Consider the following 11937-nt stretch of genomic DNA (forward strand, 5'->3'; position numbering starts at 1 on the left):
AGGACGCCGCCGAACAATCTTTGTGGGAGTGCCCCGCACCGTTTATGGTGCGGGGCATTTCTGCGTTCGGGGCCCTTTTGCGTGAGCGAGGTTTTTCGCCCCCTCCCGCACATGTCACTTCAGAGGCGGCCCGCAGCCTTCAGCGCCAGATAGGCGTCCGCCAATGCCGGCGCCAGTGCGTCGGGTACGGCGTCCACGACCGTAACGCCGTACCTCTGGAGCTTTTCCGACGTACGGCGACGTTGGGATTGCGCCTGCGAGCCGGCAGCGGCTTCATACACCGCGTCCACTGAACCCCGTGCCGTGCTCATCGCCTCTGTATGCGGGTCGGCCACCGAGGCGACGATCACTGTGTGGCGCTGGGTGAGTTGAGGGAGGACAGGCAGGAGTCCCTCCTCGACCGGAGCTGTCTCAAGGCTGGTCAGCAGCACGATCAGTGAACGTCGGGGCGCGCTCTTCATGACTGTGGCGGCCAGGCCTCGTGCGTCTGTCTCCACGAGCTCGGGCTCCAGCGTGGAGAGCGCGTTCACCATCGCGGGCAGCACGTCGCTCGCCGAGCGGCCCCGGACCTGGGTGCGCGTGCGGCGGTCGTACGCCAGCAGATCGATACGGTCGTCGGCGCGGGTGGCGAGGGCCGTGAGGAGCAGTGTGGCGTCCATCGCGGCATCGAGGCGCGGGACATCGCCCACGCGGCCGGCCGACGTTCGGCCCGTGTCGAGGACGACGAGGATGTGGCGGTCACGCTCGGGTCGCCAGGTGCGGATCGCGACCGCCGACTGACGGGCGGTGGCGCGCCAGTCGATGGACCGGGTGTCGTCCCCCGGTACATAGGGGCGAAGGCTGTCGAATTCGGTGCCCTCGCCGCGGGTGAGCACACTTGTCCGACCGTCGAGCTCGCGCAGGCGCGCGAGCCTGGACGGCAGATGCTTACGGCTCGTGAAGGGTGGCAGGGCGCGCACCGCCCACGGGACATCGTGATTTCCCTGGCGGGCCGCCAGGCCGAGGGGGCCGAAGGAGCGCACGGTTACTCGTTCCGCACGCCTGTCGCCGCGGCGAGTCGGGTGGAGCAAGGTGGTGAGGCGGCGGCGTTCACCCGCCGGGACGGTCAACTCGTGGCGGGAGACGGCCTGTTCGGAGTGGGCCGGCCAGCTGCTAGGGGGCCAGGCGTCGCGGATATGGGCGCGCAGGGCTCGGCGTGCGGGGTTGGTGACCGTGAGCTGGACCTCGGCCTTTTCGCCGAGTCGAACTGAGGTATCACCACTTCGAGTGAACTGGAGCGTTCGCACTGGCGCGGCCAGGCAGTAGTCGCACAGAATTGCGAGTGAGAGGGGCGCGTTGACCGCCAGCATCCCGGCCCAACTGGGGGCGAGGAGGCCGACGGGAAGCGAGCCCAGAGCGGCGAGGAGCGCCGTTCGTCCGGTGAGGGCCACGGTTCATCGCCTCATCGGGGTACGGGGACGTGGGCGAGGATCGCGGTGATGACGGAGTCGGCTGTGACTCCCTCCATCTCCGCTTCGGGGCGGAGTTGGACGCGGTGACGCAGGGTGGGTAGTGCCAGAGCCTTCACGTCGTCCGGTGTGACGTAGTCGCGGCCCGTGAGCCAGGCCCAGGCCCGGGCGGTGGACAGCAGAGCGGTGGCGCCTCGCGGGGAGACGCCCAGTGAGAACGAGGGGGAATCACGAGTGGCACGGCAGATATCGACGACGTAGCCCGCTATCTCCGGGGAGACAGAGGTCTTGGCGACCGCGGCTCGTGCCGCTTCGAGGTCGGCCGGGCCGGCGACGGGGCGAACGCCCGCCGCTTGGAGGTCGCGTGGGTTGAAGCCGTCCGCGTGTCGGGTCAGGACGCTGATCTCGTCGTCGCGTGACGGGAGGGGGACCGTCAGCTTCAGCAGGAATCGGTCGAGCTGTGCTTCGGGGAGGGGGTAGGTGCCCTCGTACTCGACCGGGTTCTGTGTGGCGGCGACCAGGAAGGGATCGGGGAGTGGCCGGGGCGTTCCGTCGATCGTGACCTGGCGCTCCTCCATCGCTTCGAGCAAGGACGACTGGGTCTTGGGCGGGGTGCGGTTGATCTCGTCGGCGAGCAGCAGGTTGGTGAAGACAGGGCCGGGCTGGAAGGAGAACTCTGCCGTGCGCGCGTCGTAGACGAGTGAGCCCGTCACGTCGCTCGGCATCAGATCGGGGGTGAACTGGACGCGCTTGGTGTCGAGTTCGAGAGAGGCGGCGAGGGCCCGTACCAGGAGTGTCTTCGCGACGCCGGGGACTCCTTCGAGGAGGACGTGGCCCCGGCAGAGCAGGGCGACGACGAGTCCGGTCACGGCGGGGTCCTGGCCGACCACGGCCTTCGCGATCTCGGTGCGCAGGGCCTCCAGGGAGGCGCGGGCGCTGTCCGAGTCCTCAGCGGTCTTGGGGGTCGGGGCACTCATGAGGTGCGTACCTCTCTTTCGAGGGCGTCGAGTTGGTCCGTCAGGCGGATAAGAGCCGCATCGTCGGCCGGCGCCGGGCCGAAGAGCAGCGTGCGGAGATCCCGCGAGTCGTCGGGGAGTTGTGCGGAGACGGCGGGGACCAGGGTCTCCGGGGTGTGGGCCTCGGACGGTGGGACACCGAGGAGGGAAGCGAGGCGGGTGCGGGTCTCCGTACGGAGGACCGAGGCGGCACGGTCGCGGGCGTTGGCCTTGCGGTAGAGGCGGGCGCGGCCCTCTGTGGCTTCGGAGGCGCGGATGGCGACCGGGAGCCGTTCGGCCACCACGGGGCCGAGTCGGCGGGAGCGCCACACGGCGGCGAGTACGGCGGCGAGGGCGAGTTGGAGAGTGCCCCAGAGCCAGCCGGAGGGGATCAGGTCGAGGAAGCTCGACTCGTTGTCTGCTCCGTCTTGGTCCTCTTCGCCGCCGGTGCTGTCACCACTGTCGTCGCCGTTGCCGCTGTCGTTGCCACTACCGATGCCGCTGCCGGATTCGGTGGCGGAGGGATCACTGAGTGAGGGGAGGTACCAGACGATATGAGGCCGGGAGCCGAGGAGTTGAAGGGCCAGCGAGGCGTTGCCCTGCTTGGCGAGGCGCTCGTTGTAGAGCAGGTCGGGGGAGCCGAGCAGGACGGTGTCGCCGTTGGCCGGGGTGTCGACTCGGAGAAGGGACGGCCGCCCCTCCGTGGGGTAGCAGGCGTCGCTGTCGGGCGAGTCGGCGGTGTAGCGATGCCCGCCGATGTCGACGGTGCCCGCGTCGCGGGCGGCCTGCAGGGAGCAGCGGGGGTCTTTGGCGGCCACCGGTGTTTCGGTGGTCGATGTGACGCCCGGCGCGAGGGTGCCGACGGAGGGCGGTCCTGGCGACAGCAGGACGGTGCGACCGCCGGAGAGTTCCGTCGCGGTCTGCAGGGTGCGCTGCTGATGGAAGGTCAGGAGATTGGGGGAGGTGACGACCAGGGTGGTGTCCGGGCCGGTTCCCGCTGTGGCGTCGGCGAGCGTGGTGACGACGCGGGTGGAGACGCCGCGGTCCTTGAGCAGTTCGGCGACGGCGCGGCTGCCGAGCGGGTCGGCGGAGCGGGGGTCGAGGCGGCCGTGCTGGTCGCCGGAGCGCACGGCTGCCAGGGCGATCCCGGCCACGAGGAGGATGGCGAGTGCGAGCAGCAGCCCTCGGACGCGCTTCCAGACCTGCTGGGCGCTGGGCGACATCGAGGTGGGGCTGGTCATCGGCCGAGCTGGGGCGCCGGTCCCGGTGCCGGTCATTCGGCGGCTCCTTGGGTGACGTCGCTCAGCTGGGGTCTGCTGCTCTCCAGCGCGAGGTCCAGTTCGCGCAGGCGCAGGTATGTCTGCTGGTCTGCGGTGCGTCCGCCGTACGTGATGTCGTCGAAGGCTCTGGCCGCCGCGCGCAGGGCGGTCGCGTGCTCGGGGAGGGATCGGCCGGCGTCGGCGGCGGCCTCGTCGGCGGTGCGGCCGGGGCGCGGGTCGAGGATCGTGCGCTCTTCCAGGGAGCGGACGACGGCGCGCATCCGTTCCTGGACAGCTGGGTTCCAGCGTTCTGCGGCGGCGTGTTCCTCCGCGTTGGCGCGGTGTTCGGCGGCGCCGCGTGGGCCGGAGTCGAAGAGCGCGTCCTTGGGGAGGGTGGTGCGCCCGGGGGTGCCGAGTCGCCACCAGAGGGCTGTGCCCAGTGCCGCGACGAGGACTGCGATCACGGCGAGGCCGACCGGGCTTGTGACGCCGGAGCCGGCCACGGAGTTGAAGAGGTCTCCGATCCACTCCCAGAAGCGGTCCATCGCGCGTTGGAGGAGATTCGGGTCGTTCTCGTGGTACATCGGCTTGGACAGTTCGTCCTCGGCGGCCTCACGAGCGGGGACACGCGGGGTGTCCACCGGTATGTCGTCGCTCGTGAGTGCCGTCCGCCAAGCCGTTGCCGAGCCCCCCGTGCCGAACACCGCATCAGCCCCTGTGGGCGTCGTTGCCAGGCTGTTCGGGGCCGTAGCCCGGTACACCGGCGGCGCGTGCGAGTTCGAGGTCCAGGGCTTCGCGCCGGATGCGCTGGTCTACGTAGAGAAGCACGGAGACACCCGCGGAGATCGGCAGGGTGATGGAGGTGCTGATCACGGTGCCGATGCCGGTGATGATCAGGAAGGGCCAGCCGAAGTCCGGGCCGGTCTCGGAGAACAGGCCACTGACCCCGTCGCCGTCCACCGCCATGGCGACGAGGCTGAAGGGCACAGCGATGATCATGGAGACCACGAAGGTCAGCAGCATCGTCAGCAGCAGGATCCCGAAGATCCTCCACCAGGTGCCCTTCACGAGCTTGGCGGAGCGGCGCATGGACGCCACGATCCCCTGCCGTTCGAGCATCAGGGCGGGCGAGGCGAGGCTGAAGCTGACCATCAGCCAGATCAGTACGACGGCGGCGGCCAGTCCGCCGAGCATCGTCAGTGCGACTCCCGCACCGGAGCCGATCAGCAGTCCCGGCAGGATGCCGACGGTCACGATGGCGGCGCCAATGACGGGCAACAGCAGTGTCAGGCCCAGCAGTTGAAGCAGCCGGGGCCGGGCCTCGGCCCAGGCGTCGGTCAGGGTGACGCCGCGGCCGAGGACGGAGCGGCTGATGACCACGGTCAGCACGGCCGTGGTGAAGAGCGTGCCGATGACGGTGATGAACAGGGACGGTGCCAGGGCGAGGAGGCTGGACTGCATCGCGTCGACGGCCTGGTTCAGGGCTTCCGCCGGGCTCGCGTCCGGGTCGAGGTCCACCGGCTCCGGCAGGAGATAGCGCTGGACGAGTATGTCGCCGATCTGCGAGATCACCGCGACGACGATGGTGACGCCGAGGACGGTGCGCCAGTGTGCGCGCAGCGTGGACACGGCGCCGTCGAGGATCTCCCCCACACCCAGGGGGCGCAGCGGGATGACTCCGGGCTTGGCCGCGAGGGGCGGCTGTCCCCAGCCGGGGTGCCTCCCGCCGCCGGGGCCGGGGCCGCCCCAGCCCGGTGCGGGCCTGGGAGCCGGCGGAACGGGGCCGGGGGTGGTGGGCGCGGACCACTGGCCGGGCGGCGGCTGGTTCTTGGACCACTTCGAGGGGGAGTCCGAGGGCGTGCCGGAGTCGTCGGCGGGGGCGGCGGGCCGGGGCACGCTCGCGTCCTGGCCGTCGGACGGGGCAGATCCGGGCGAGGCCCAGCCCGGAGTGTCGTTCACGGTCGTCCACCTCGTGGATTGGTTTCGGAGGCAGGCTCGGGGAGCCGGCGCTTCAACGGTGCCTGTCTGCGAAGCAGAGCGGGAGGCTGGCAGCCATCGTGCCACGCGTGGCCCGCTGGTGGGCGGGGTGCTCCATCTCCTTCTCACCTTCATAGTCCGAGCGGTACCGGGCAGACTGGGCGGATGACTGATCAGTACGCACCATCGCCGCTCCCTGCCGAGCCGTCCATGTCTCCGGCGCTGCGCTGGGACGAGCTGCCTGAAGGGCCCGTACTGGTCCTTCTCGACCAGACGAGGCTGCCGGTCGAGGAGGCCGAGCTGGTCTGTACCGACGTGCCGGCCCTGGTGCAGGCGATTCGGACGCTCGCGGTGCGCGGGGCGCCGCTCCTGGGCATCGCGGGGGCGTACGGCGTCGCTCTCGCCGCCACCCGGGGATACGACGTGGATGAGGCGGCGGCACTGCTGGAGAGCGCCCGGCCCACCGCCGTGAACCTCGGGTACGGGGTACGGCGGGCGCTGGGGGTGCATCGTGCCGCGATCGCCGGGGGCGCCGACCAGGAGCAGGCGGCCGCGGCGACGCTGGCGGAGGCGAGGGAGCTGCACCTGCAGGATGCCCTGGCCAGCGCCCGAATGGCGGCATCAGGGCTGGCCCTCCTCGACGAGTTGCTGCCGGGCGGAAGCCACCGGATCCTGACCCACTGCAACACCGGGGCGCTGGTGTCGGGCGGCGAGGGCACCGCGTTCGCCGTCGCGCTGTCGGCGCACCGGGCGGGGCGGCTCAGGCGGCTGTGGGTCGACGAGACCCGTCCGCTGTTGCAGGGGGCGCGGCTGACGGCGTACGAGGCGGCTCGCAACGGGATGGCGTACACGCTGCTCACCGACAACGCGGCCGGTTCGCTGTTCGCGGCGGGTGAGGTGGACGCCGTGCTCATCGGGGCGGACCGGATCGCCGCCGACGGCTCGGTGGCGAACAAGGTGGGCAGCTATCCGCTCGCGGTGCAGGCGAAGTACCACCATGTGCCGTTCATCGTGGTCGCGCCGACCACGACGTTGGATCTGGAGACCCCGGACGGCGCGGCGATCGAGGTGGAGCAGCGGCCGGGGCAGGAGGTCACCGAGCTCACGGCTCCGCAGGCGGCGGGGGCCGGGGTGGAGCTGGGTGGTGGCATGCCGATCGCGCCGCTGGGGACGCAGGCGTACAACCCCGCTTTCGACGTGACGCCTCCGGAACTGGTGACGGCGCTGGTCACCGAGTACGGGGCGCTGTCGCCGGTGACCCGGGACGGGATCGCGGAGCTGTGCGCCCAGGCGCGACAGCAGGCGCGGGGCTGACGGCACAGGTGCGCGAGGGGTGGGGGAGGCACGTTGTCGGGGTGGGCCGGGCGGGCGGCTCGCTATGGTTCCTGTCGGAGAAGGTCAACGAGACAGGGCCTGACATCTGTGGTTGACGTCAACAGCAACGAACCGCGACGGTCCACGAAGGACACACGTCCACGTCGTCCCAGGTCAGTGAGCTGGATCACGCAAGTCTACGCAACGGAAATGAAAATGGGATGATGTCGATATGAAGGGACGCGTCCTTGTCGTCGATGACGACACCGCACTGGCCGAGATGCTCGGCATCGTGCTGCGAGGTGAAGGGTTCGAGCCGTCGTTCGTAGCGGACGGCGACAAGGCTCTCGCCGCTTTCCGTGAGGCCAAGCCGGATCTGGTGCTGCTGGATCTGATGCTTCCAGGCCGCGACGGTATCGAGGTGTGCCGGCTCATCAGGGCCGAGTCCGGCGTGCCGATCGTCATGCTGACGGCCAAGAGCGACACGGTCGACGTGGTGGTGGGGCTCGAATCGGGCGCCGACGACTACATCGTCAAGCCGTTCAAGCCCAAGGAGCTCGTCGCCAGGATCAGGGCGCGGCTGCGCAGGTCCGAGGAGCCGGCTCCGGAGCAGTTGGCCATCGGCGATCTGGTCATCGATGTGGCGGGTCACTCGGTGAAGCGTGAGGGGCAGTCCATCGCCCTGACGCCGCTGGAGTTCGACCTGCTCGTCGCGCTGGCCCGTAAGCCGTGGCAGGTGTTCACCCGTGAGGTGCTCCTGGAGCAGGTCTGGGGTTACCGTCACGCGGCCGACACCCGCCTGGTCAATGTGCATGTGCAGCGGCTTCGCTCCAAGGTCGAGAAGGACCCGGAGCGCCCGGAGATCGTCGTGACCGTACGCGGTGTCGGCTACAAGGCCGGACCGAGCTGAGATGTCCAGTGGCAGTGCTGCCCCGAAGCCCGGGGAGCCGGGAGTCCGTGCGGGGCGGACTGCCGACCGGGATCGTCGGGCCTCACGCCTGGGCAGGCTCCTGCGCCGTGGCCGGCTGCTCCAGGACGGGGCGGCGGGCAGTCCCGTGCTGCGGCTCGTCGTGCGCTGGCTCAGGCGTCCGGTGCTGCCCGCGGTGCGGCTGTGGCGGCGGAACATCCAGCTCAGGGTGGTCACCACCACCCTGCTGATGTCGCTGGGCGTGGTGCTGCTGCTGGGCTTCGTCGTGATCGGGCAGGTCCGCAACGGCCTGCTCGACGCCAAGGAGAAAGCGGCCCAGAGCCAGGCGGCGGGTGGTTTCACCGTCGCCAAGGAGAAGGCCGACGCGCCGGTCGAGCCGGGTGGCCAGGAGGGCGGCGCGGGGGACGGCAAGTCGAGCCGCAACTCCGTCAACTGGCGCTCCGACCTGGTCGTACAGCTGGCCAGTGGCGGACAGAGCGCGTTCAACGTGGTGGCGCTGAGCGCGGACGCGAACGGTGCGGGGTCCAGCAGCCGCTTCCCGCGCGCGTCCGGCGGCGTGGACCACATCGCGAGCGTTCCGGCGGATCTGAGGTCGGACGTGGCCAAGGGCACGGGGACGTTCCAGACGTACACCCTGATCGAGTACACGGACGGCCGAGAGCCCGAGTCCGGGCTGGTGATCGGCAAGCGCCTGACGGATGTCGACGGCAATTCCTACGAGCTGTACTACCTGTTCCCGCTGACCCAGGAGGAACAGTCGCTCAATCTGGTCAAGGGCACCCTCGCGACGGCGGGGCTGTTCGTCGTGGTGCTGCTCGGGGCCATCGCCTGGCTCGTCGTACGGCAGGTCGTGACGCCCGTGCGGATGGCGGCGGGGATCGCCGAGCGGCTCTCCACGGGCCGTCTCCAGGAACGTATGAAGGTCACCGGCGAGGACGACATCGCCCGTCTCGGCGAGGCCTTCAACAAGATGGCCCAGAATCTTCAGCTCAAGATCCAGCAGCTGGAGGAGCTCTCCAGGATGCAGCGCCGCTTCGTGTCGGACGTCTCGCACGAGCTGCGTACCCCGCTGACCACGGTCCGGATGGCCGCGGACGTCATCCACGAGGCCCGGGTCGACTTCGACCCCGTGACCGCGCGCTCGGCGGAGCTGCTCGGTGACCAGCTCGACCGGTTCGAGTCCCTGCTCTCGGATCTGCTGGAGATCAGCCGGTTCGACGCGGGCGCGGCGGCGCTGGAGGCCGAGCCCATAGATCTGCGGGTGGTCGTACGCCGTGTGATCGGCGGAGCGGAACCGCTCGCCGAGCGCAAGGGGACCCGGATCCGCGTCATGGGCGACGAGCAGCCGGTCGTCGCCGAGGCCGATGCCCGGCGCGTGGAGCGGGTGCTGCGCAATCTCGTCGTCAACGCCGTCGAGCACGGTGAGGGACGCGACGTGGTGGTGCGGATGGCGGTGGCGGGCGGAGCCGTCGCCGTGGCCGTAAGGGACTACGGAGTGGGCCTCAAGCCCGGCGAGGCGACCCGGGTCTTCAACCGGTTCTGGCGGGCGGATCCGGCGCGGGCGCGTACCACCGGTGGTACGGGCCTCGGCCTGTCGATCGCCGTCGAGGACGCGCGCCTGCACGGCGGCTGGCTCCAGGCATGGGGCGAGCCGGGCGGCGGGTCGCAGTTCCGGCTGACGCTGCCGCGCACCGCCGACGAGCCGCTACGGGGCTCGCCCATACCGCTGGAGCCGGAGGACTCGCGGCGCGGCCGGGAGCGCTCCGCCTTCGACTCCAAGGAGAGCGCCCACCGGCTGGCGAGTGTGCCTTCCCAGTCGCCGACGGCGTCGCCGCTTCCGGTGCCGCCCCGGGCGCCGGTGCCACCCCCCGCCGGGGTGGTCGACCCGACGGCGCTGCCGGGCAACGGCGCCCGGGTCGTGCCACGTGCCGCCGGGGAACCCGTTGAACGGGATTCCGACCCCTCCGCTTCCCCGTCGTCGTCCTCGGCGTCGAGGACCACATCGTCATCTGCCTCCGCGTCCGCGTCCGCGGCGCAGGCACCTCAGCGGGAGGACACAACTCGTGGGCGTTGACCGGCTTCGTCACGGCCGGGGGCGCGCGGTGCGGCTGCCCGTCGTGGTCGGGTGCGGTGCCCTGCTGCTGGCCGGCTGTGCGTCGATTCCCAACAGCGGGGACGTCGAGCCGGTCAAGGCGTCCCCACGCGGTGACTCGCAGGTGCGGGTGTATCCCGTCGCTCCCGCCGAGGGGGCCGATCCGAACGAGATCGTCGACGGCTTCCTGGAGGCGATGACGAGCGACGACCCCGACTTCGCGGTGGCCAGGAAGTATCTGACCAAGCAGGCGTCGCAGAGCTGGCAGCCGGCGAACCGTACGACGGTGCTGGCGTCCGCCCCCGACCCGGCCGACCCCCAGGGCCCGTCCGGTCCTGACGGCCCCGGCCTCACCTACCCGCTGTTCGGCGACCAGATCGCCGCCGTCGACGCCGGGCACGCCTACCAGCCGGTGGCACCCGAGCCGTACAACGGCTCCATCCATCTCGTCCAGGAGAACGTGCTGGACGGCAAGGAATGGCGTATCGACGACCTTCCGCAGGGGCTGGTGCTCGGCGAGTCCGACTTCCAGCGCAACTACCGTGCGGTGAACAAGTACTACTTCGCCCCCGGACAGGGCTGGCTCGTCGCGGACCCCGTCTACATCCGTCAGCGGATAGACCCCGTGACACGGATGGACCCGGTCACCCAGGCCGTCAAGGTGCTCCTCGAAGGGCCCACGGACTGGATGCGGCCCGTGGTCGACTCGCCCTTCCCGACCGGTACGGAGCTCAAGCGCGGCACCCGGACACTTGAGTTCGACGACCGGAACGCCCTGAAGGTGCCGCTCAACTCGAAGGTCGACAACGTCGGGCGTGAGCAGTGCCGCAAGATGGCGGCGCAACTGCTCTTCACCCTGCGCGACTTGACGTCCACCCGGGGCGAACAGGTCGAACTCCTGCGGCAGGACGGCTCCTCGCTGTGCGTGCTGAGCGGTGACCAGGCCGAGGAGTTCGCCGCCGACCGTACGTCCGGCAGCCCGGACAGTCCGTACTTCATCGACGCGAAGGGCCGCCTCGCGCAGCTGTCGGCGAGCAGCAAGGAGCCGATCGACCCGCCGCGTGTGCGCGGCCCGTTCGGCGACGGCACGATGCCGCTGGGCCAGGTCGCGGTGGCGCGGGACGAGAAGCACGCGGCGGGCGTGTCGCAGGACGCCAAGTCCATGTACGTCGGGTCCATCATCTCGGCGGGCGAGGTGGGCGACGCCCTGGTCGTCAGCAAGGCCGAGAAGAAGGAGGACCGGCTGTCGGCGCCCAGTTGGGACGGCAACGGCGATCTGTGGATAGCGGACCGGGACCCGCAGCAGCCCCGGCTGCTGCGCCTCGCCGACGGCGCGGACGCGCCGCGCGAGGTCACGGTCGACGGTCTCGGTGACGCGCGCATCGAGGCGCTGCGGGTCTCGGCCGACGGCGTACGGGTGGCGCTGCTCCTCACCGAGGACGGACGTACGACCCTGCAGATCGGCCGCGTGGAGCGGCGCGGCCCCGCCGGCCGGCAGACCGTGTCCGTGACGGAGCTGAAGGCGGTGGCGCCTCGTATGGAGACCGTGACCGCCGTGTCGTGGGCCGGTCCCAGCCGGCTCGTCGTGGTCGGCAAGGAGGCCGGCGGGGTGCAGCAGGTGAGCTACATCCAGACGGACGGTTCGACGTCCGCCGCGGGTGTGCTGCCGGGGCTGAATCAGGTCACGGGGATCGCCGCGACCGACGACGAACAGCAGCCGCTGGTCGCCGACTCGGACGACGCCGGGATCGTGCGGCTGCCGACCGGCGCGAACTGGCAGACGATGGTGCAGGAGGGCTCGTCACCGGTCTATCCGGGCTAGTCACACCCCGGGGCCGGGCCTCGGCCGACGGGTCGGGCGCGGCTCCGGCGGGGACTTTGTGGCCGGATCCGGAACCGGGTTATCCACAGGGGTGGCCGCAGG

General features: G+C 70.8%; 9 protein-coding genes. 4 read left to right on the forward strand and 5 right to left on the reverse strand.

Features of this window, described 5'->3' with window-relative positions:
- Nucleotides 1–119 precede the first annotated feature (119 nt).
- The 5 genes from IEY79_RS32310 to IEY79_RS32330 are packed head-to-tail and all read right to left on the reverse strand — an operon-like array spanning nucleotide 120 to nucleotide 5661.
- Nucleotides 120–1430 carry a DUF58 domain-containing protein gene (locus IEY79_RS32310; RefSeq protein ID WP_189111211.1) on the reverse strand — a complete coding sequence of 437 codons (1311 nt, stop codon included), beginning with the start codon at nucleotides 1428–1430 and terminating at the stop codon, nucleotides 120–122.
- Between the two features lie 11 nt (nucleotides 1431–1441).
- Nucleotides 1442–2425, reverse strand: a complete 984-nt coding sequence (locus IEY79_RS32315; protein WP_189111212.1) for an AAA family ATPase — start codon at nucleotides 2423–2425, stop codon at nucleotides 1442–1444.
- Nucleotides 2422–3720 carry a DUF4350 domain-containing protein gene (locus IEY79_RS32320; RefSeq protein ID WP_229701314.1) on the reverse strand — a complete coding sequence of 433 codons (1299 nt, stop codon included), beginning with the start codon at nucleotides 3718–3720 and terminating at the stop codon, nucleotides 2422–2424. The genes IEY79_RS32315 and IEY79_RS32320 overlap by 4 nt, the downstream gene beginning before the upstream one ends.
- Nucleotides 3717–4406 (reverse strand): DUF4129 domain-containing protein, encoded by a 690-nt coding sequence (locus tag IEY79_RS32325; RefSeq protein ID WP_229701315.1) that lies wholly within the window; start codon nucleotides 4404–4406, stop codon nucleotides 3717–3719. Before IEY79_RS32325 ends, IEY79_RS32320 begins: the two co-directional genes overlap by 4 nt.
- Before the next feature lie 4 nt (nucleotides 4407–4410).
- Entirely contained in the window at nucleotides 4411–5661 is a 1251-nt protein-coding gene (locus tag IEY79_RS32330; RefSeq protein WP_189111213.1) for a DUF7847 domain-containing protein, read from the reverse strand.
- A 183-nt stretch (nucleotides 5662–5844) separates the two neighbouring features.
- Here IEY79_RS32330 and mtnA point away from each other — a divergent pair, with 183 nt between their 5' ends.
- The 4 genes from mtnA to IEY79_RS32350 all read left to right on the forward strand — a co-directional run bounded on the left by mtnA (nucleotide 5845) and on the right by IEY79_RS32350 (nucleotide 11835).
- Nucleotides 5845–6993, forward strand: a complete 1149-nt coding sequence (gene mtnA, locus IEY79_RS32335) for an S-methyl-5-thioribose-1-phosphate isomerase (protein ID WP_189111214.1) — start codon at nucleotides 5845–5847, stop codon at nucleotides 6991–6993.
- A gap of 232 nt (nucleotides 6994–7225) precedes the next feature.
- Nucleotides 7226–7903, forward strand: coding sequence for a two-component system response regulator MtrA (mtrA, locus tag IEY79_RS32340; protein WP_005486885.1), 678 nt, complete (start codon nucleotides 7226–7228; stop codon nucleotides 7901–7903).
- A gap of 1 nt (nucleotide 7904) precedes the next feature.
- Nucleotides 7905–9995: an MtrAB system histidine kinase MtrB gene (gene mtrB / locus IEY79_RS32345; RefSeq protein WP_189111215.1), complete on the forward strand. Its 2091-nt coding sequence runs from the start codon at nucleotides 7905–7907 to the stop codon at nucleotides 9993–9995.
- Nucleotides 9985–11835: an LpqB family beta-propeller domain-containing protein gene (locus IEY79_RS32350; RefSeq protein WP_189111216.1), complete on the forward strand. Its 1851-nt coding sequence runs from the start codon at nucleotides 9985–9987 to the stop codon at nucleotides 11833–11835. The genes mtrB and IEY79_RS32350 overlap by 11 nt, the downstream gene beginning before the upstream one ends.
- Nucleotides 11836–11937: the final 102 nt, after the last annotated feature.

The sequence above is a fragment of the Streptomyces camponoticapitis genome (assembly GCF_014646115.1).
Taxonomy (GTDB): Bacteria; Actinomycetota; Actinomycetes; order Streptomycetales; family Streptomycetaceae; genus Streptomyces; species Streptomyces camponoticapitis.